We start from the raw sequence: 22027 nt of genomic DNA on the forward strand, positions 1-22027 counted from the left end.
TTTGATTGTTTTATATGATGGAGATCATGTTTTTTACTCGTTCACTCAAAATAAAGCATAGACGAAAAAAGCCTTACTGGATAAGTAAGGCTTTTTGAATAACAAAAATGTTTGAATAGGTGGCGATTTGAGAGGGAAGTTTAGTATTAGCGTGCGAGTTTGTGATGAGCTCTTGAGAAGTGGCCTGCACAGAATGCTCCAACAATAGAGAGTTCACCCGCAAGACATAACGCCGCGCAGACTTCTGCGAGCGCCTGGGATTTACCATTACCAAATAACCCCATGACGTCTAAGCAAGCTTTCTGGCTTGGAAGGGATGTGCCACCTCCAACCGTACCAATCATTAAATTCGGGAGCGTAACACTGGCGTATAAACCGCCTTCGCGATCGACCTCCATCCTTGTCATACCTATTGCGGATTCAGCGACACATGCCGCATCTTGGCCACATGCAATATACAGTGCAGCCAGCGCATTGGCGTAGTGGGCATTAATGCCTATCGTTCCGCTTAGTGTACCACCCACTGTTGTCATTTGACCAAATTGCATCATTTTTTCGGGCGTCGTATGTAGGTACTTTTGAATTAACTCTGCAGGTATATGAGCTTCTGCCGTTACTTTCTTTCCTCGCACACTCCGAAGTGTCTGGGTGTTGGCTTTTTTGTCACCGGATAAGTTGCCATCAAGGAACGCATACTCGGGCTGAATGGGACTGTGCTGCATAATGAATTCGAAAACCGCATTGGTGGCAATGGTCACCATATTTTGCCCTGAAGCATCACCGGTTAAGAATTCAAAAACGATATAAACGTGATTGCCTTCAATATTGATATTAATATCGGTGAGCTTGCCATGTGACGTTGTAGATTCCGCAATTTTTTTGAATTCGTCGTACTGAGTGACCGCCCAAGCAACGAACTGTCCTGCTTGAGCTATACCATAAAAAGCGAAAGCCGGAGTACGAGTCACCCCTTCATTCAATAGCATTGCGCTTGCACCACCACATGCGCTCAGTAGTTTCGCGCCACGGTTATAAGATGCGACCAAAGCCGCCTCTGTTGTGGCAAGAGGGACTAGAAAGTCTCCTTTGGCAAATAGCCCATTGACTCTAAGTGGCCCCGCAATGCCTACTGGGATTTTTACCGTCCCGATGAAGTGCTCGATATTTTTTTCATAGGCTTGCGCATTCGCAAGAGTATGGGGATCGAGAAGCTGGGCTTTTAAGTCATCCTGATTGAGGGCTTTCCAGCGACGTTCGATGTTCTTGTCTGTCAAATAAGGGCTAGGTGTCAGTTTGTTTTTGATTGGAGAAAAATTTGGCTGGAGCGTTTGCTCTAATTCGTCTGCGGAGATATCGCCACCTAAAATTGAAACGTAGTCACGGCGATGCAGATTAAGTTTTGGCATAAGAGTACAACATAATTGATTTGGGTCGATTCTACCGACAACAAATTGAGAAACAAGGGCTGGTTAAAAGAGGTAACCGTTTATCGCGGATTTTTACACGTATATATTTGGTAAACATCGCAGGAGAAGTGACTAAATATGGATATCCAACAAGCTACCAATCATCTCATTGCTGCGTTCCACAATATTAGCCCCAATTCGATTATAACCTGCCGCTTGAGTTAATTGCTGCGTGGAATCAACATAGGATATTGGCGCTGATGGTTCCGGCTCTTTCATAAATTCAATTTTGTTGAAACTAAGGCTGTCATCTTGGGTGACGATAGGGTCTTGCTGTAATTCGAGGTCTTGCTTTGGAGGAGTTTCAGTTTTTGGTTGGAACTCTGATTCCACATGAGAAGGGGTTTTATTAATCTGATTTATATCACGCGCAGCGTCTTCTGCCATTGCAGATGACTGCTGGATCATTTGGTAGCCTGACTGTATACCGGAAATAGACATAGCTAAACTCCTTCGTACTATCTACAGCTTAAACCTCTTAGTGAGATCCTGCAACTTATGCTCATTGAACACTGGGTGCCTCATCATAAGAGAAGAGGTTGAAAATTAAGTTTTTTTCTTCATCGGTCAGCAAATCTTTATTTTGATCACCTAGAGTATTTGATATTTCACCTTGCAACGATTTCAGTTGTTGGGGTGAAAGTAGCTGAAGCTGGTTTCTTAGTAATTCAAATTGTCGTGAACTCATAACGTTACCTCTACTGGCGGTATGACCGAAAAATACACATTTTGAGAGAAGGAAGAGCTTTACTTCAATTACATCAATTTAGTCTCTCTTGTATAGATTTACTTTAAGTTTTGAACGCTGTTTTTTTGTCCGGGCAGTGTCAAGTTCGCTTCAATTGTTCGTCAAGTAATGTGACTAATATCTCGGCGAATGGCATGTGTTTTTTGAGCTTAAGATGATGATAATGAGTGGCGTGTGAAATAAACGTCGATATTTTTATCAGCGATGACATTTTTTATCAGGGGGACTTAGGGCAAGCAAACAGCGGCACTATAGATTGGCCGCTGCATGAGAGGTGATTGGTTTTGTTTGCTTAATGCTTCTGTTAAAGATCATAAAGCGTTAAAGATCATCAAGTGCCGAAATCATAAAGTGCGCACGGCAAACTTACTGGCCAGTGAGTGCAATTCTGGAAGCATTCGATATATCAAATGAAGTTGTTGAAGCACCATTCTAACTGAACTGTCATCTTCTTCTCTCCATTCACTTAAGCGTGCAAGAAGGTCGTCTTGGCCGAAGCTATCAATATCGCACTCTGTTTTATGCTCATAAAGTTGGTGATGTATTGCTTCTAGATGCTGATGGATCACACGGTGTGCATCTAAGATCAATTGATGCGTGGCTTGGTCATCCAGTTGTGTTCTATGAGCGCCTAACGCTGAAATATAGCTCAGCAAGGCGTGGTTTAATGTTAAGAATCGGAAGCTTTCATTGACCGCTGCACGATATTTTCCCGGTTCTGCTAGCATATTGCTGATTGCAGAAGTTAGGTTAGCATCATGGTTGTGCGCTGCGCGACGGGAGATCCTGTAATTTAGAGTGTCTTTCTTACCTATTCTATACTGGCCAATGATCTGAGCAAGATAGTGTTGGTTCGATTGTATGGAATCCGCCATCACTTTATGAAGTCGCTTTGATTCCCAGTCTGGCAAAATTAACATCAATGCTAAAACAGCCAGAGCACAGCCCACTAAAGTATCGGCTAAACGAGGCAATACCACGGCATAGCCTTCACCGAGTTGGTTAAAGCAAAATAGTACGAGAACCGTAATGAACCCGGTGGCAAAGCTGTAATTGTTCATTCTGAAGGCAAAAAACATAATGCCTGAGATAACAATGAAAAATAGCTGACTCTCTTGAGATGGGAAGAGGGTTAACAGTGGGACACCAACAAGCAAACCTGCCAATGTTCCAATTACACGAGCAATAAGTTTTTGCTTGGTCGCACTGTAGTTTGGCTGGCAAACAAACAGCGTGGTAAGTAGGATCCAATAGCCGCGTTCAATATCAAACCCTTGAATGATGCCGTAACCCGCAGTAAGCGCGAGGGCCATGCGGATGGCATGTCGAAATAGCAGTGAGTCTTTATTGAGGTTCGCTTTAACTTTTTGCCACATTGTTTTTATGGTGCGTGGGTCGGTGTCATCAAGCGTGCCGTCATCAATGATAGTGACGTCGGGGTTACTTACGTTGGAAAGTTGTTTTTCTACAGTAGAAAGGTTAGTAAATAGATAGCCAAGTTGGGCAAGAAGCGCTCGACATTCAGGGCGTTGCTGCTCTTTTAGGTTGTTTAGGGAGCTTTGAAGCTCATCTAGCGCCAATGTTGAATCCGAAGCATGCTGGTATTCATTACCCAAACGAATCGATTCCGCCACCTTTCGACAAGATTGTGCTTGTGTCTCTAGTAGGTATTTAAATCGAAAAAGCACATCCGATCGTCCAAAGTGTTGTGCCAGTTCTTGATAGCGATAGTGGCTTGAACTCACTCGCTCATGGATATCTTGCGCTAGGAAGTAAACATTCAAAAAACGGTCACTGGCGCTGTCTATATGCCCACGTTTAGATCGAGCCAATAGAGTGGCTTTACAGTTGTTCAGGGCGGTTACCGTGCTCGCATTGAGTCTGGCTTCATTGATGCGTAAAGGCTGCGGCGTTAAATCGGTCACAGGGTGAAACAATTTAGCCTTGGATTCTAGGTAGTTAGCCACTTCAAGAAATACATTGGCTAAATTTTGTTGAACGGGCTGCATAGGCCAGAAAATATGCCAGATCATCGACATGAAAAAGTACCATGCCGTGCCGCTTAATAGTAATAAGGGCTGGAACCACAAGTTGGTGCTTTCATGCGCGCCAAGCATGGTATAAATCGCGATCAATAAAGAGCCAAAGGCAATACTGGCATAACGAGGGCCAATAGCTCCGAGCATAATAAAGCCGAACGTCGAGAGGAAAAGCCCGATAGCAAATAACCAAGGTGTATTAAAGAGTATCTCTATTGAGAATGCCGCTATCGCAAAACAGATAAAGGTAAGGGTTATGGCTTTTACTCGACCAGAGAAATTGTCTTCACTTTCAGCCAGTGCTGCGGCAATCACACCTAAGATCAGAGGGGTGATCAAGGTATGCTGCTCATAATACCAAGCAGGTAAAACCACCCCCATGAGAGTGATAAGAATCAGAATGCTGTAATTGATTGTTTTATTTGCCCAATATAGGCGTAATTTGACTGGTAACTTCACAATAACTCAGATAAAAACCAAAAACATTATACTAGCAGAATAGACACGCAAGGTTCTGATGTAATTAGAATATAAGTTAATAAATATTCCTGATCGATTATAAATTCACCTTATCAAATATTGACATAAATTTTTCAATACAATGCCTGATTAGTATAAAATCGCTGAATGAAATTTTAATGAGCATTTATTCATGCAGCTAAGCGCAAATAAGACTGCACAGTTTTTTATTCAAAACGAATATTATCAGGTCGAACTTGATGATAATCGTTTACTCCTTTCGTCTTCTGGTAGTGAAGAGCGAATACCCTTCACCGTTTGGGATGGTAGAGTAGGGTTACATCGAGGTTTGATTTGGGGATCGTTACAATTTTTTGCGCATGAAGAAAATGGTCAAACAAAAAGTTGGGTTGTTCAAGGGCTTCCTTGGGCGCTGTGCCGCAACTTTGCCCGCCATGCGGTAGCCACTTATCAGCAGTGGCACAATCATCAATGTTCTCAGCTGGCTGAATATCTACCACAGTGGGAAGCGACGCTAGATCAATTAGAAAAACAGCCTGCATTTCTCCAACATTCTCAAGTGAATGCTTGGGTTACTCAAGTGAATCATGATTTTTCTCAAATGAGCATGAGTATAGATGAAGCGGCTTTGCGTTTACCGAAACGTGTATCACGCCTGCAATCTTGGCTTAAAGAGCCATCATCAACATTATCTGGCCGTAATAAGGGTTGGATTGAGAACGAGAAAAAGAATTGGGAAGTTTTATTCTCCCAATGTGAATCTTCACCTCTTAACGCCTCTCAGCAACATGCCGTGCTTCTCAATGATGACCATAACCTTGTTTTGGCGGGGGCTGGGTCTGGTAAAACGAGTGTATTAACGGCTCGCGTTGCGTACTTAATGCAGAGTCATCAAGCACAAGCGGATCAAATCTTAATGCTGGCGTTTGGGCGAGATGCCGCCGCTGAAATGAAACAGCGTCTGGATTCAAAAATTGGCATGTCAGCAGAGCAAGTTCAAGTCAATACCTTCCATCAACTAGGATTAAGCATCCTTAAACATGTTGAAGGTAACAATGTCGTGATCTCTCCGATTGCATTGGATAGCAAACTTAAGCAAGCGTGGTGTATTGATTGGCTTAAAAAACATTGGATGACTCCAACGAGCTTTAAACGCTGGCAAAAGCATCTGTCTAAATGGCCTATTGCGTATTTGACCGGGGATGATGAATTAGGCAGTCACGTTGAAGATCCTAAACTAATTAACTGGTTAGAAACTCAGTTAGAAAAGCTCTGCGCATCAGGGCTGTCAAAGAAAGACATTCAGCAGAACTTGGTTGCGCACCCTGAATATTCAAGGCTCAATAGCGAGCTCGCGCTTTGCTGGCCTTGCGTGCAAGCGTGGCAACAGATGTTAAAAGAACAGAATCAGATCGATTTCCCCTTGATGATCAGCCGTGCTACGAAATACGTTGAAAAAGGACGTTTTCAAGGAGCGTGGAAGTTTATCATGATTGATGAATACCAAGATATTTCACCAGATAGACTGGGTCTCATTCAAGCCTTGTGCGAGCAAGTTAAGCAAGCTTACAGTACTTCTCTATATGCGGTGGGGGATGATTGGCAGTCAATTTATCAATTTGCAGGGGCAGATGTTGATTTAACGACAGATTTTGAGAAACGTTTTCCAAACTCAACCGTACACAACCTTGATATGACCTATAGGTTTAATAGCAAGATCGGTGAGGTAGCCAACCGTTTTATACAAGCTAACCCACGTCAGATACCAAAAGATCTCAATAGTTTTAAGCAGCAAAAGCAGAAAGCCGTGGTGACAGCTCCAAGTGCTAGTGTTGAAAAAATCTTAGAGGGTATCGCTAAGTCTGCGAAGAACAGACCGAGTGTTTTACTGCTTGGGCGAAATCATTACCACAGCCCGACACTACTCATGGATTGGAAGAAGCAGTTTACAGAGCTTGATATTCAATTTATGACCTGCCATGGCAGTAAGGGAAAAGAGGCGGATTTCGTCATTATCCTATGTGTTGATGAAGGGCAACTCCCTGCGAAGAAAAAACAGTTACATCTTGATGGGGCGTTGTCTCAATCTGATGATCTCTTTCCATATGCCGAAGAGCGAAGGTTATTCTATGTCGCAATGACCCGTGCTAGACATAAAGTATGGATCACCCATAGCGGTGATGGTTCAGGCTTTGTTCAAGAGTTGAATTCTGGTGATTGGCCAGTGATAAGAAAGAAATAACGAAACGGGCTGAATTTTGAAGTGAAGAGTCAGTATTTTTAAAGCTAAAAGCTAAAAACTAAAAGATAAAAGCTAAAGACAGAATCAAAGCTCGAAATTCACAGATTAAGTTCAAGATATCGCCTTCTGCATGATTTTCTTTTTACGATTAGAATAAAGATTGAAGATCAAAAAGAAGGCGTTTTTACGACGACTTAATCATCTGACGAATCAGATTAATTAAGTTCTATCTGCTAAGTAGTTTTCGTAGTCCGGGATCTCGATGACCACTTCCTCTTCGAGCAGTTTAGACTCAAATAAGAATTTTGCCGTTGCGCGGTTTGTGGCAACAGGGATATTCCACACGCTGGCAATACGTAGTAAAGCTTTTACATCCGGATCATGAGGTACGGCATTGAGTGGATCCCAGAAGAAAATCATCATGTCGATTTTTCCTTCTGCGATAAGAGCGCCTAATTGTTGATCGCCCCCCATTGGCCCGCTCATCATACTCTTAATGGCTAAACCGGTTTCCTTGCTTAGCATGGTACCCGTCGTGCCAGTCGCGTATAAGAAATGACTTTGAAGCTTTTCTTTGTTTTCAACAACCCATTTTAATAATTCAGGTTTGTAGTGATCATGAGCCACAAGAGCGACATGTTTATGCGCAGGCATAGTACGAGTCGTTTTTTGCATGTAAGTATTCCCTAATGTAGTAATATCAACAGTCTGTGCTGAGTCTTGTTAGAATTATAAACGGTTGATACTAAAACATAGGTCGCTTGAATTATTCAATCTCTTTTATGTTAAAAGTAGGCCTATATTCTGATGGAGATAAAGAATTTTCAATTACTTTGCGCTGTAACGTTTTTGGTGTGAGAGGTTCAATGCTCGGAGCACTATCAAAAGCGTACTTTTCATCGTTTAGGTAGTGAATAACTTGTCTCATGGATAAGCGGCCTTGCTGGACCATTTGATCGGTCGGTGCAAACTCTACACGATTTCGGAGTAAACCGCGGTAAACGCCGTGACTTAAGTAAGTGGAGACTAATTTAATGTCATCCGTTTTTTCAGCAGCTCGTAATTCACTGACTGCGGCTTCAATGGCAACTGCACTTCCCACTATGTATTGAACATTTGGGGTATCAATGACTTTTTGAACAAGGTTTCGCTGCAATTCTTTGTCGTTGTCAGCCCAATAGCTCACCACGATATTTATATCGCTTCCTTTGATTGCATCATAAAAGCCGACAGTTGCGGGTTTTGTTCCGCCGCTTGTTTTTGGCCCAGGCAAGAAGGCAATATCGGTAACACCACTCCCTTTAGGATGCGCATTGGCTAAGTACTGACCTGCTTCAAAGCCCATCCAGTACCAGTCAACGCCCACGACGCCTTTTAGTAAATCACTCTGCTTGTCATTGAGTACCAATTTATTCACCGTGGCAAAAACCGGTGTTGAGCCAACAAATTCACTTAAATTATTAGAAAAAGCATCAGGTGACACGGTTCCAAGAATGATGGCGTCTGCACCCCAGCGAGTGCACAGCGACAGTTGCTGCTGTTGCTTAATCTTGTTTGGGTAACCACCTGCTTCTAGAACTCGTAATTCCACATGCTGTTTTCGTGCTTCAGAAACCATTCCGTAGTTAACAGATAACCAATATGAATCTTTTAAGTGCGGGTAAATCGCGCATATTTTTGGTGCTGGAGTGTTAACTTTTTGCGTCTTTGACGGTTCAGCAAAAACAGTCGAAATTGGCATGCTTACCAGGCTGATGGTGGCTGCGAGACGTACTAATGTTGCTGAAAGTGACTTAGGTCTAGGCATGGAATAATAGTTCATTGGCATTGATTGGATAAACACTGCAAAATATAACGTATTATCGTTCGGTTAAGAAGCATGTTCTCAAAGGTTATCATTTTATGTTGTTAGCAACCGCGAGTATCGGCCGTAAGTTATTGTTCTCATTTTTGATCATGGCTTTGCTGGTATTACTTTCTGCACTCATTGGCGCTTCAGGTTTTTCGTTTGTGGCGAAAACGGAAAGAAATGTCGTGGACTCTGCCATTCCGGCAATGATAGAAGCGAGGCAAGTTTCTGAGCTGAGTTCTAGGATCATCTCATCGGTTCAAACTCTGTCAAATGCCAAAAATGAACAGGAGCGTAAAGCATCTGGGAAAATGCTGTTTGAGCAACTTGAATCCCTTCTTACACATATTAAAGCCCTTGGGTCGGATTCTTTTGATTCTGGTTTATTGACTCGACTCGAAAATAACGTTGAAAGCGTCATCAATACGTTAGCAGAACTCGGTATTACCGTAGAGAAGAAGCTGTGGTTGAGTGGTGAGTTGCATATCCGAGTGGAAGAGATGCGTAAGCTCAGTGCTGAGTTAGAACAGTTGACTCGAACGCAGGTATTGAATACTAGTACTATTGCGGTGGCGAATGTCACTCATATCTATGACTTATTAGAGAATAAACAGACTGAGAAGGTATACCAAGCACTGGATGCATTAGTCGAAGTTGACCTCGATTTATCAGAACGCTTACATGAACTGCATTTGTTAGCTTTTAAAATGCTCAATCAGATAGAAGAAGCACGTACCGTTACGAATATTGAACGTATCCAGATTATTCAGAGTGAATTCCAAGGTAACCTAAACATTATGATGCGGCGCGTTCGTGCAGTGGAAGATCCAACGCGATCCAAGCAGATGACTGCACTATTAGTCGATTTGGGTAAGCGCCAGGTGGTATTTGATATCTTGATGGAAAAGTATGAGAACGAGCAGCAGTCTCAGTTCTTAATGCAAAATACATTGAGCCTTTTCAGTGAGTTGAACAACACTGTAAACAGCTTAGTTGATGAATCGAACCTGACCACCACAAAAGCGGTAGAAGAGTTAACAAAAACCCTCAATTACGCGCAGCTTTCTCTGAGTTTAATCTCGATCATTGGTTTAATCATTGCCGTGATCATCGTCTGGAAGGTGGTGTACATCTCGGTAGTGAAACGCCTAACAGAATACTCATCAGCTCTACTTTCGATTGCTCAGGGGCATTTAGATGTCACGATCCATGTCAAAGGAAATGATGAACTTGCGCATATGGGACAAGCCATCGTTACTGCTAGAAACACCGCTCAAGCCTTGCAGGTAGTAGCAGAAGGAGAGGCACAAGCGAAGCGAGATTTAGAGGAACACAAGGAACACCTTGAAGAGCTTGTTACTGACAGAACTCATCAACTGCAGAAAACGAACCAACGACTCAATGTAGAAGTTTTGAACCATGCGAAAGCTCGCTCTTTAGCGGAACAAGCCAGTCGCGCCAAATCTGCATTCCTCGCGACAATGAGTCATGAAATCCGAACACCAATGAATGGGGTACTCGGGACGGCCCACTTACTTAAAGATAGTGGCTTAGATCCATTGCAGGGGCAGTACGTCGATATTATTAACCGTAGCGGTAAAAACTTACTCGCTATTTTGAATGATATATTGGACTACTCAAAAATTGAGGCGGGTCACCTTGAAATTCGTGAATCCTCATTCAACTTACACCATATGGTTGATGATGCCTTTCAGCTAATGCAAAGCCGAGCGCAAGAGAAGCATCTTGCTTTCTATCAGCATATTGAAAGTGATGTTGCAAAATATTGGAGAGGAGACGTAACTCGCATCAGCCAAGTTCTCAATAACCTTGTGGGTAATGCGATTAAATTTACGGAACGCGGTGAAGTTGATATCTATGTGAGTATGGATGTTGATAACGACAAGCGAGTGATGTTTGAAGTGAGCGATTCTGGTATTGGTATTGGCCCAGAAGAACAAAGAAACTTATTCGACCCATTTACTCAGGCTAGTGGTGGGATTAATTCGACTGGGGGAACAGGATTAGGCCTAGCCATCAGTAAACGAATTATTGAGGCGATGGATGCGGAGTTGCATTTAGAGTCAAACGTTGGAGAGGGGAGTCGCTTCTGGTTTAGTTTAGAGCTTCAACCCGGAGAAAAGGTGGATATTCCATCAGTGACGAGCTTGAATACGGTGATTAAAGCGAAAGTCTTACTGGTAGAAGATAACCCTGTGAACTGCCTGGTTGCCGAAGGGTTCTTATCGAATTTAGGGCATGAAGTGGTGACTGCGGAAACCGGAGCCGAAGCTGAGAAAATTTTTGAGTCGCAGCATTTTGATATCGCGTTGTTGGATATTAACTTACCCGATTGTAATGGCGTTGATCTACTGGGCAGTTTGAAGGCGATTGAGAAAAATAAAGAGATCACATTACAGGCTCATCCAACGCCAATGGTGGCGGTATCGGCTCATGTTTTCAATGAAGAAGTGGAGAGTTATTTATCAAGTGGATTTGATGGTTACTTACCTAAGCCACTCGATAAGGATGCACTCGCAACCCTTATTCAAAGTACTCTTGATGGGAAATCGCTTGTATTGCCTCAACTAAATGAAGAGGCTGTTGATTCATCAAATAGGGATGATTGCACTATGCTTAACAGTGACAGTCTTTCAGGTGAAAAGATCACACCAAATGAGATAAGAGTGATCGATATTACGGTCATTGAAGGAGATATGTCTATTTTAGGTCGAGATAAAATGCGTGAAATTGTAGGGCTGTTTGTGACAAGCAGCCGAGACGTATTATTGAGTCTACAGGTTGCTGAAAAATCAGATGATTACCTTGAAATTAAGTCTCTCGCGCATAAATTAAAAGGGTCAGCAGGCAGTTTAGGTTTAAAACGGTTATTTCATGCGTGTATGTTGATTGAAAGTGCTGGTGAACCTCTGATGGTTTACCGGAAAGATCACGAAACACTGGCGAATTTGGTTGAGCAATCAATTGAAGCGTTAAATACAGCAATCAACTAAATAAAAGTTCTAGATGAAAAAACAAAAATCCTCTGTATCAACAGAGGATTTTTAGTATTGATGCGATGGTTTGTTAGCTATCCGTTCTGTTACTAATTGTTTTCAAAGCGGCTTCCTAGATCTAATGCATTTGGGTCATCATCAAAAGGGTGCTCAGCTCTTCCGCGTAGCAGTTCTAACTGATTCTCTAACATATTTAACGCATCATAATCGCCTTCTGAACATGCAACGTAAATTTGCTGCTCAAGAGCTTCGATATTATCTCTGATACTCATAGGAGCCTCCTATAGCGACAGTACTACCGATTCTCAAACCTATTGTAGTCCAACAATCCATATTCAGTAGGTTGATTCTTCTTATACCAAGCATGGACTCTGTCGCTAAAGGGCCAAAATTTATCTGAGCTTCTTCGAATTGCAAAACGATCCAATAACTTAATATAATCTTGCTCAGATTTGAGATTTTTTAGTCTTTTTACTAATTCGGGAATTTCAGACTCTTCTAATGACCAAAAAGCCGCAGGATAACTCCCAATAACCCCACGAACCAATGTAAGAGAGTCATGCTTAGGATCGCGGTTACTTTTTTCATCGAATAAGCTAGAAATATTTTGATGAGCATTATTGCGTAACAGAGTGAATAATTGATCATCTCCACCATCGGATGTAATCATCAACATCGTGATCTGTGGTAAGGGGAGAAGCCCAGCGCCTTTGATTTTGTCGATCGATTGAAGTTGGGCTTCATTACTAGAGGTAAACCCTGTATCGACAATATCATAGCGATCATTCAGAACTGGTTTTAAGTGGTTTACGATTTTATCGTAAAGTTCTGATTTTGGATCGTCAGTTTTGTAAATTTCGCTACTTTCCTGCTCAAATGGTCTGATATTACGCTGCAAAAAATCACTCAATTGAGCGCTCTGGTTCTGATACCAACTGGATTGTTCTTGATGGCGTACATCTTTAGGCAGCAGGGTTAAGAAGTTACTCTCTCCTTCAAGACGTAAGAAATCCATGTACATACGAGTGATCAGCTGGTGGCCGAAATTACCATAAACATCAAAACCCGCGACTAATAAGTAGTGAATTCTTTCGAGTAGGGCATAGTCAAGAACCCATGCTGTTTTGGGTTTGTCGCCAACAAGGCCTTGGACAACAGAGGCGCTATCAAAGTGGCGGAATACTGTCAGTGCGGCATTAGGGTTACGTTGTTCACCATTCCATAGAATAGAGGTGTTGAGGTAGTCGGCACCTTTAAACCACTGATTAGTAAATTCTGACTTTCCATCAAGATAACGAGCTTGTTGACGAGCGTATTTCACCCAATTAGTGAGTGGAAGCGTGTTACTTTCTAATTCACCAGGCAGTTTTAGGTTTTGCTCTTGGGAGTAATAAAAATCGTTGATTTCAGGTAAATTCGCTTTTTGCGGATCGACAAAAAATACCCAAAATCGATCGTTAATTACATTGAGAGCGAGCTGTCCACGACATACCGGACCTTTAATGAAAGCCATGATGGTGTTTTGCGCGTTGTCGACCAAAAAGTTAAATCTCGCGATTACTGGCAAACTATGGAAACTTGTCATTGGGTTCGCTGCGACTTCGACGTGATAACTCGGTAACTGCTCTACGTCATAGTCAGCATCAATAAACCACTCTTTCCATTTCCCGATTCGATCACTGTTCAGTGCATATGGCATGTGTGTTTTATCAACGATTGTCCCTTGTTCCGGGATCAAGCGGTAGTAGACACGATCGACGTTAGGATCATCATAAGGGCGACGAGTCGCAATTCTTTTTACAGGCTCTCCGGGTGGTGTTTCTGAACGTACTAAAGTAAAGAAACGTGGATGGCTGGGTAACTCAGAGAAATAGAGATGGAATAAAAAGAGGTGTTCATATAAGTAACGAGCAGTTAACTGGCTTTTACGTGAGCTGTTGTTGAGGAGAGCTTCGTATTGGGCAATTTTGGACTGTTCATCCATAGACAACGGAATATGCTCATTCATGATAGCTCCGTTCTCTAACCACGCCATCAGAGTTTTATAATCGGATGCTTCGAGGTTTGGCATACCATAAGGCATCCCCCAAGTTGGGTAATCCTGTTCGTATTGGGCATACTCTTCAATGGTTGGACACTGTTGATCTCTGTCGGTTGAGAAATCAAAGCCTTCGAGTTGAACTTGCTGTGGTAAAGGGTGGTTCTCTTTTTGGCTGAGTAAACGAGCCACTAGTCCGGCATCGAGGTTGGCTGTAGGGTTTTGAACTCTCTCATTTAGTACTGGGTGAAAGCCACTGTCACGCCACTCTTGCGTCAATTGAGCATCTTCAAATAAACGTGTCGGCTTTGAAGCCGTTAAGCGTGTGCCTTGATAAATCTTTTCTTTAGACGCGCCACGATCAATCCCTTCAACGGAGGACATTTTGAGTTGGCAAGGGGCATCGTAGCAGGCATGACAAACAACGCATCGCTTATCTATGATGGGCTTTACTTCGTCTAAAAAGAAGTGCGCCTGAGGAGATTGAAGAGGTGCTTGACGATCTCTGACTTGTTGAGGACCAAATAGTTGATCGTAGTTTAGACCTGCATACACAGCACAGCCGGAAAACACGGTAATAAAGCAAAGTAGAATAATGTGACGAAGTGGCATTGTCTTATGAAATTAGCAAGTGATGCGCTAATTAAAGCAGATATATAAGTTAGCGACAAATTTAGTACGATCAATGAGTAAGACGATCTGCTTGGGGTTGGGGACGAATAAAGAGCTAAGATGGAAAAAAAAAGGCGTACCACCCTTAGTGATACGCCTTTCTATCGAATCGATGATCTTAAATCCAGTCTGGAAAGCTAAATCTTGCAAGCCAGATCTTGATAGCTAGGCCTTGAAACTCGATCTTAAAACCAGATTAAGCAGCTTGTTGAAGTGCTTCAATTTTCTCTTCAGACATCGGCTTGGTCACGAAAGCTAAAATCACACAGGTTGCCATCATGCCTGCTGAAATGGTATACGCTAATGTGTAACCATCACTTTGAGTCATTGAATAACCTACAATCGCAGCACCGATTGCACCGCCTAAACCCCATGACGTGTATAAAACACCGTAGTTTGTACCGTAGTTTTTCAGACCGTAGTATTCAGCAGTGATTGATGGGAATACTGCAAGTAATGTTCCGTACCCAACAGCAGCAAGCGCAGTACCAATAATCAACGTTAGCTCTGTATCAAATGAAGCAAACAGCACCATGTTGATGCCTTGTAAGATGAAAGCAAGCATCAAAGTACGAACGCAACCAATTTTGTCCGAAAGAATACCCGCGGCAACACGACCGCCAGAGTTAAAAATCGCAAGGATTGATGCAAGGTAAACGGCATTAGGCAAGTTAGCCTGTACACTCGCAATATTAGTGATGTTACCAATGATCATTAAACCCGCAGAGGCAGCAAAAGCGTACATTACCCAAAGAGAGTAGAACTGAGGCGTTTTTAGCATCGCTTTCCAAGTCATATCAGCAGACGTTTTAACCGCAATTGGTGCTTTTCCTGCTTTTACTTTTGGTTGCTCAGCTTGGTAGCCTTCTGGTGGGTTGTTGATCGTACACGCTAATGGAACGGCAATCGCTAACACGCCAGCCCCAAGGATCATAAAGCTAGTATTGATGCCCACTTCAGAGATTAGCATTGATGTTAGCGGGGCTAGGTAAACTGCCGCTAAACCAAAACCAGCCGCAATCAAACCATTTACCATACCTTTCTTAGAGATATGGAACCATTTCATTGCAGATGGAGCAAGACAAGCATAACCAAAACCGATACCCGCACCGGTAATCACACCAAACGTAATATTTAGCGCAAAAACGGATGAAGCGAAACCAGAAGCGATCATCCCTAGGCCTGTTAATGTTGTGCCTAGGATAAGGATCTTACGTGGTCCCATGCGATCTTGAAGGATACCTGCAACTAAAAGACAAACTGAGAAAGTGATGGTCGCGATGGCATAAGGAGAAGATGCGTCCGCCGCACTCCATCCAAAGTCGGTTACGAGTGCTTTGTTAAATACGCTCCACGCATACAAGATGCCAAGACACAGGTTGATACAAAAACCTGCTAGCAGGATACGCATTGCTTTATCAATCTTGCTCATTTTTATTCTCAGTTTGGTTCTTTCATAGAAAGAAGAGTTAGTTAATGTGTTTTTCTCAAAATAAGTTTGCATTTATCAATAGATGTCGCAAAGAGCGCGGATTATAACCAATAAAAGTGTGATTGGAATCTCTTTTTGTGAGCGAATGTAAAATAATTTCAAATGAAAAGTAATTGATAATTAGTTGTTAATTGCTTGGTTGGGATGAGGATTGAAGGTTGATATGGCAGTGGCTTCATACTCAATGTTTTTTCTTTGATGATGAAAGTTGCGTTTTTCTGATGTTGTAAAAATGTCCGTGTTAACTTGTTGTAGATAAATGATTATTTCACTATTCAATTCTATTTATATTCATTAAACTCCGGCCCGCTTCAATATCTGAAGTTAAAACATTATTGTTGGTAAGAGAAATGAAAGTGCAAAAAATGAAATTGGTGTCTGTGATGCTGCTGAGTGCATCAACGTTGACAGGTTGTATGGGACAAATGGCAACAACAGGCTTGGTCTCAAAATTTAACTTGCAGCTTGTGGATAATAGATACGCTCGTGAAGGCGTGTTTCTTTTGTTGTCTCCTGTATATGGGATCGCATCAGTAGCCGATATGTTTATTTTCAATTCAATTGAGTTCTGGACAGGAAAAAATCCTATTTCCGGGAAGTCACCAGCAGTGGTTGACTCGAAATTAGAAGCGATAATTAAAGTTAATAGTCAGCTTGATAAATCATTAACTGAAGCACCAATTCAAGTTAATAATCAGTGGGTTGAAGATGCTGTGATGAAGAAAGTAGATGAAAATACGCTTCAAATGGATATTTCATATCAAGATGGCACTAAACAGATTTTCCGAGGTGAAAAGAGCGTTGGAGGCGTCAATTTTTATTTAGACAATGAGCTTATCACTTTTGTTAGTATGCAAGAGTTGGACGTGTATACCAAAACCGCTCGGATCTAGTTTTGGTTACATTTGTTTCTGCAATGAATTCAATCTAGAACATCTGTGAGGGAAATATCCTTAGTAGGAAGTTATTACCTTAATCAGCAAGCCGGTGCATTTTTGTACTGGCTTTTTTTAGCTAAGTTAGGTGTACAAAATGCCTGACCAGTCGTAATTTAAAGAAAAATCTACATGTTAAATTTTTGTTTAAAAACCGTCTGTTCCAATCATTTAATCAGTAAAAGCCTGTTGTAATGGTATTTGCTACTATCTTGCTTGTTAAATATTTGTAATCAGAGCTTTATTGTTCGATTTTTAAGCATTTGTTGTGCGGTTTTTAGCCTTGCAATTCGTTGGAAAATACGCAAAATGTCATGCAAAATGAGTTTGCAAAAATGAAAGGATGCTTTTCTCTTAAAAAGTAAGGCAAATAAACATGAAATTATTACTAATCTTAATGACATCGCTTTCCGCTGGGGTGGCTTCTGCAGACCACTTACATTCTTTCATGTTAGGGTTATCGATTGCGTCTTTGGCTGTTGGAAGCTGTTACTGGTTTGCATTCCGTAGCACTCGCTTTCCTGAGCTTGCTCTTCTGTTGTTAATGTGTGGAATGCTATCTAAGCTGGCGATTACCGTCATTGGAGTCGCTTGGGGTATGTCTGAAGATCTAATTACGTCACCCATTGTATTTGCTCTTTCTTATCTGCATTTCTCAATCATTGTGACTTATTTGTGGTTCACATATCGAGATAACATCACTGCAAAATTCAAAAACGTCACAGCTTAAATACTCGCGATAAGCCTTCTGCAAAGAGGGCTTTTTGTTTCTACATACTTCTACTATTTTGTCACTCTCCTCTATACATCAATTTTCTTCTATACAATCACTTTTGGTAAAGCGCTGTCACTCTACGACTATAGTTCTACAGATCTTATTCACGCCTCTGGGTAGACTTAACCCGTTCAATGATTGGAATAAAAGGATTTGCTATGGAGTTTGGACTGTTTGTGGCGGAAAAAGGATTGTTGATTGTAGGTATTATGTTTGTACTAACCAGCGTCATGCAATATGGCAAACGCAGCCATGATTGGAAAGGGGTAGTGACGATGTTTTATAAGCGCATTCCTCTCAGTATCGGCGAATATAAATGGTATCGTTTAGGCGTGGCTTTTATCGTACTTGCAGTTATATTGCGTATTCTACTTTTAACTCTTTGGCCTTCTTACTAATCTTCGATAGGTAAGTACTAGTGTGTTGTTTATTCTAGATAATTAAAGAGGTTAATTCGACATACCTGACTTTATATTGTTCTGTTACACTGTATTTATTGTACGAACTAATAGAAGAAGGTGATTGAATGTCATTTCCCGTTCTTATCTGTGACGATTCAGCACTTGCGCGCAAGCAGATAGCACGCTCCCTCCCTGCATCATTAAATGCGGATATTACCTTCGCGGTTCATGGTCTCGACGCTCTAAAACAACTCGAACTCAATGATTTCAAATTGATGTTCTTAGATTTAACCATGCCGGAATTGGATGGCTTTGGAACATTAGAAGAGTTGCAGCGTCTCGGAAATACGACGCCAGTGGTCGTGGTTTCTGGTGATATTCAGCCGAAAGCCAAAGCAAAAGTGTTAGCTTTGGGTGCGAAAGCATTTATTCAAAAGCCAATTGATAAAGCTGTTCTTAATGATGTTCTGAAAGAACTCGTTGAGCCAGTCGCGCAACCTCGCATCATTACACCAACCAGTATTGATCTTCCCATTCTTCGTCGACGTGATATTTATATGGAAGTGGCGAACGTCTCAATTGGTCGTGCGGCAGATGCATTAGCACGGCATTTTGATGTTTTTGTCCACTTGCCACTGCCAAATGTAAATATCCTCGAAGTGAGTGAATTGCACATGGCATTAAGGGATTTGGCGGACAACGATCAGGTTTCTGGCATTTGCCAAGGGTTCAGTGGAGAAGGGATCGCGGGTGAAGCGCTAGTCTTACTGAGTGACTCCAGTGTGGCAGACCTTAAAAAATTAATGAAGATCCCTGCAGATAGCGAAGAGCTAGAAGAATTAGAACTACTCATGGATGTCTCTAATATTTTAGTGGGCTCATTCCTAAATGGTTTAGGCGAGCAGTCTGAAGTTCGCTTCTTCCAGAGTTCTCCAGTACTTCTAGGCCAACATATCTCAATTGATTCTGTTATTGCTTCTACTTCAGGTTCATTTAATAAAACAATGACCTTTGAAGTGAGCTATAACATTGATGATACATCGATCCGATGTGATTTACTGTTTATGTTCGTGGACGAATCATTGCCTTTATTAGATAACAAATTAGCCTACTTAATGGAGGACTTTTAATGCTTAATCTTCCTGCTGAGTTTGAACAATTCCACTGGATGGTGGATATGGTCCAAAATGTTGATATGGGCTTAATTGTCTTGGATCGTGACTATAATGTTCAGGTGTGGAATGGGTTCATGACTCACCACAGTGGTAAACAAGCACATGACGCTATTGGAAAGTCGATATTCGAACTTTTCCCTGAAATTCCGCAAGACTGGTTTCGATTAAAAACAAAACCTGTTTATGACCTAGGTTGCCGCAGTTTTATTACTTGGCAGCAGAGGCCTTACCTTTTCCACTGTCGAAATGTTAGACCGATTACGCAGCAGGCCAACTTCATGTATCAAAACGTGACATTAAACCCGATGCGAACGCCGACAGGAAAAATAAACTCTCTGTTTTTATCCATTCAAGATGCAACAGCAGAGGCCATTGCATCACAAGTGAAAAAGTAGTGATTAAAGCCAAGCGAAGTTCTTGGCTTTACCTAAACAAGAGCTTAAATAACGAAGAGATTAACTAAGTGAGTTGGAGGGATAGCTCAATGAAGACCTCATTACATTCCCAGCCTTTATATACGGCAAAGCAGGTACGTGAAGGAGAAGTCCTAGCGGCCAAAAAGAACAACATCACAATGTTCGAATTGATGGAAAAAGCGGGAGAGGCTGCTTTTCAATTGATTCTATCTCACTACCCACACTCTAAAAAATGGCTCATTTGTTGCGGTAAAGGCAACAATGGCGGCGACGGATATGTTGTGGCGCGTTTGGCAAAGCAAGCAGGAATAGAGGTTCATGTTTGGCAAGCTGGGGATTTATCTGACAAGCTGACAGAAGATGCGCAGCAAGCGTTGGAGCTTTGGTTAACAATTGATGGTGCCGTTTGTCATGCTAAAGACCGAATCCCACCAGACTGTGATCTTATTGTGGATGCACTACTCGGTACAGGATTTAAACCACCACTTCGCCCTAACTATGCTGAACTCATTTCTAGAATTAACCACATTCACTTACCCATTGTTTCCATCGATATTCCATCAGGACTAGATGCTGATACTGGTCACGTTCAACCGCACTCCCTTGAAGAAGCCAATCGAAGGCAAAAGCAGAACGGCCTGGCGATTGTTGCATCTCATACCATAACCTTCATAGGTATTAAGCAAGGATTGGTAACGGGATCGGCAAGAGATCATACGGGCTTGTTGCACTTCTCCGGCTTAGGTGTCGATGAAAGTTTTAATCAAATGAATGTCGCCAGTGCGGTCTATTCTTGCGCGGATGAAATTCCTACCTTACTTATGCCAAGAAAACGCACCGCTCATAAAGGGCTAAATGGCAAAGTCTTGTTGATTGGCGGAAATGTTGGGATGGGAGGGGCAATCCGCCTTGCTTCTGAAGGATGTATTCGTAGCGGCGCGGGTTTAGTGAGTGTATTAACCCATCCTGATAATATTTTACCAATCTTATCTTCTCGACCTGAAATTATGGCTCTGAGTTGGGAAAGCGACTGCAAAGTCATTTCAGACAAGATCCACTGGGCAAGCACCTATGTTTTAGGGCCAGGTTTGGGGCAAGATGAGCAAGCCCAAAGGTGGTTTGAATACATAAAGCAATCTTCAGGTGAAAAGGTTCTGGATGCGGATGCGCTTACTTTACTGGCCGTTGAACCTAATCAAGACCCAAATCGCATTATAACGCCACATCCAGGAGAAGCCGCGCGGTTGTTAAACTGTACGGTTGCTGACATTGAGATCAACCGTTATCAAGCGGCTCAAGATCTTCAGCAAAAATATGGTGGTGTTGTCGTATTAAAAGGAGCGGGTACTATTGTGTGCGATGGCAAAGCAACGTGGGTTTGTCACGCGGGAAATCCTGGAATGGCAAGCGCAGGTATGGGGGATGTATTGTCTGGCGTGATTGGGGCGATGTTGGGGCAAAATCTTACACTAACGGATGCGGCTCAAATTGGTGTATTTATCCATAGTTGTGCTGCTGATCTTTGTGCCAAAGAGAATGGTGAGATTGGCTTAGTTGCCAGTGACCTTTTTCAAACGCTTCGTCGTGTTATCAATGGTCCACTCATCCAAGGCTAGCGTTTGTATCCGATCTCACATCTGTAATTGAGATGCGAGATCGGGGAAACTGAGCAATTAAACCGTAGAGAACTAGAATGCGAATCTAGCGCCTGCGTTGAAAGAAGTCGCGTGTTCGTCATTTGGAAGTAATTGATAAGTTACCCCTGCATCAAGTACTAGACCCATCGGAGACATTAAACTGACCCCTGCACTGGCATAAGGTTTAAAGCTGTCATCGGTTTCTGTTTTCTTCGCGCCTGCAACCGTATCCCAGACAGTAGTTTCAGATGAGATATAACTTCCTCCCGCTTTACCGTAAATACCAAGAAGTCCCACTTGTTGATCAACGCGCACCCCAAGACCATAGGCATCGTAAGTTTGAACAAATTCGTCAGAATTAGCACTCACGTTGGAGTTAAATGTCTCCACTCTTTTATAACTCACATCCGCAGATAATAGTTTCGTCATCTGATAGTTATACCCGGCTTGAATAAAGTAGGCGGTCTCTTGATTTGAATCGTTAGAAACTAATGTCGCTCCCACATTGGTATAAAGTGAACCACGGTTTCCTGCTGCATTTGCCATAGTGGGCAGGCAAACCATCGTGGTAAATATCAATATTAGTGGTCTTTTCATTCTCAACTCCTGTGATTTGCCATTGACAGCAAGTATTCCTTTTATAAA

General features: G+C 42.2%; 18 protein-coding genes. 8 read left to right on the forward strand and 10 right to left on the reverse strand.

Features of this window, described 5'->3' with window-relative positions; genetic code table 11:
- Positions 1-146: 146 nt before the first annotated feature.
- The 4 genes from OCV39_RS18115 to yccS all read right to left on the reverse strand — a co-directional run bounded on the left by OCV39_RS18115 (position 147) and on the right by yccS (position 4712).
- Positions 147-1406, reverse strand: a complete 1260-nt coding sequence (locus OCV39_RS18115; protein WP_261889610.1) for a hydroxymethylglutaryl-CoA reductase — start codon at positions 1404-1406, stop codon at positions 147-149.
- A 132-nt stretch (positions 1407-1538) separates the two neighbouring features.
- The gene (locus tag OCV39_RS18120; RefSeq protein ID WP_171755841.1) at positions 1539-1907 is read right to left on the reverse strand and encodes a hypothetical protein; all 369 of its coding nucleotides are present in this window, start codon (positions 1905-1907) and stop codon (positions 1539-1541) included.
- 61 nt (positions 1908-1968) lie between these two features.
- Positions 1969-2154, reverse strand: a complete 186-nt coding sequence (locus OCV39_RS18125) for a hypothetical protein (RefSeq protein WP_113799755.1) — start codon at positions 2152-2154, stop codon at positions 1969-1971.
- Positions 2155-2558: 404 nt separating this feature from the next.
- Positions 2559-4712: a YccS family putative transporter gene (yccS, locus tag OCV39_RS18130; protein ID WP_261889611.1), complete on the reverse strand. Its 2154-nt coding sequence runs from the start codon at positions 4710-4712 to the stop codon at positions 2559-2561.
- A gap of 193 nt (positions 4713-4905) precedes the next feature.
- On the opposite strand from yccS, the gene helD reads away from it, so the two are divergent.
- On the forward strand, positions 4906-6975 hold the full coding sequence (gene helD, locus OCV39_RS18135; protein WP_017053575.1) for a DNA helicase IV: 2070 nt from the start codon (positions 4906-4908) through the stop codon (positions 6973-6975).
- A 219-nt stretch (positions 6976-7194) separates the two neighbouring features.
- Here helD and OCV39_RS18140 read toward each other — a convergent pair whose 3' ends face one another.
- Positions 7195-7650, reverse strand: coding sequence for a methylglyoxal synthase (locus OCV39_RS18140; protein ID WP_017053576.1), 456 nt, complete (start codon positions 7648-7650; stop codon positions 7195-7197).
- 91 nt (positions 7651-7741) lie between these two features.
- Positions 7742-8782 carry a TMAO reductase system periplasmic protein TorT gene (gene torT / locus OCV39_RS18145; RefSeq protein ID WP_017053577.1) on the reverse strand — a complete coding sequence of 347 codons (1041 nt, stop codon included), beginning with the start codon at positions 8780-8782 and terminating at the stop codon, positions 7742-7744.
- 95 nt (positions 8783-8877) lie between these two features.
- Between torT and torS the strand changes: the two genes are divergently transcribed.
- Positions 8878-11838, forward strand: a complete 2961-nt coding sequence (gene torS, locus OCV39_RS18150; protein WP_261889612.1) for a TMAO reductase system sensor histidine kinase/response regulator TorS — start codon at positions 8878-8880, stop codon at positions 11836-11838.
- A 92-nt stretch (positions 11839-11930) separates the two neighbouring features.
- Here torS and OCV39_RS18155 read toward each other — a convergent pair whose 3' ends face one another.
- From OCV39_RS18155 to OCV39_RS18165, 3 genes are all read right to left on the reverse strand, one after another.
- Positions 11931-12113 (reverse strand): hypothetical protein, encoded by a 183-nt coding sequence (locus tag OCV39_RS18155; protein ID WP_261889613.1) that lies wholly within the window; start codon positions 12111-12113, stop codon positions 11931-11933.
- 23 nt (positions 12114-12136) lie between these two features.
- Positions 12137-14491, reverse strand: a complete 2355-nt coding sequence (locus tag OCV39_RS18160; RefSeq protein ID WP_261889614.1) for a fatty acid cis/trans isomerase — start codon at positions 14489-14491, stop codon at positions 12137-12139.
- A gap of 256 nt (positions 14492-14747) precedes the next feature.
- Positions 14748-15983 carry an L-lactate MFS transporter gene (locus tag OCV39_RS18165; RefSeq protein WP_113799745.1) on the reverse strand — a complete coding sequence of 412 codons (1236 nt, stop codon included), beginning with the start codon at positions 15981-15983 and terminating at the stop codon, positions 14748-14750.
- A 410-nt stretch (positions 15984-16393) separates the two neighbouring features.
- Here OCV39_RS18165 and OCV39_RS18170 point away from each other — a divergent pair, with 410 nt between their 5' ends.
- The 6 genes from OCV39_RS18170 (at position 16394) to OCV39_RS18195 (ending at position 21361) form a co-directional block, all read left to right on the forward strand.
- Positions 16394-16936, forward strand: a complete 543-nt coding sequence (locus OCV39_RS18170) for a DUF3332 domain-containing protein (RefSeq protein WP_171755848.1) — start codon at positions 16394-16396, stop codon at positions 16934-16936.
- Positions 16937-17354: 418 nt separating this feature from the next.
- On the forward strand, positions 17355-17708 hold the full coding sequence (locus tag OCV39_RS18175; protein ID WP_017053583.1) for a hypothetical protein: 354 nt from the start codon (positions 17355-17357) through the stop codon (positions 17706-17708).
- Positions 17709-17911: 203 nt separating this feature from the next.
- Complete coding sequence (locus OCV39_RS18180; protein ID WP_017053584.1) at positions 17912-18151, forward strand: hypothetical protein; 240 nt, start codon at positions 17912-17914, stop codon at positions 18149-18151.
- A gap of 128 nt (positions 18152-18279) precedes the next feature.
- Positions 18280-19284 carry a response regulator gene (locus tag OCV39_RS18185; RefSeq protein ID WP_261889615.1) on the forward strand — a complete coding sequence of 335 codons (1005 nt, stop codon included), beginning with the start codon at positions 18280-18282 and terminating at the stop codon, positions 19282-19284.
- A complete protein-coding gene (locus OCV39_RS18190; RefSeq protein WP_017053586.1) occupies positions 19284-19724 on the forward strand; it encodes a PAS domain-containing protein in 441 nt (146 codons plus the stop codon). Before OCV39_RS18185 ends, OCV39_RS18190 begins: the two co-directional genes overlap by 1 nt.
- Before the next feature lie 89 nt (positions 19725-19813).
- Entirely contained in the window at positions 19814-21361 is a 1548-nt protein-coding gene (locus OCV39_RS18195) for an NAD(P)H-hydrate dehydratase (protein ID WP_261889616.1), read from the forward strand.
- Between the two features lie 72 nt (positions 21362-21433).
- Here OCV39_RS18195 and OCV39_RS18200 read toward each other — a convergent pair whose 3' ends face one another.
- Positions 21434-21979, reverse strand: a complete 546-nt coding sequence (locus OCV39_RS18200) for a porin family protein (protein ID WP_261889617.1) — start codon at positions 21977-21979, stop codon at positions 21434-21436.
- Positions 21980-22027: the final 48 nt, after the last annotated feature.

It is taken from the genome of Vibrio cortegadensis (genome assembly GCF_024347395.1).
Classification (GTDB): domain Bacteria; phylum Pseudomonadota; class Gammaproteobacteria; order Enterobacterales; family Vibrionaceae; genus Vibrio; species Vibrio cortegadensis.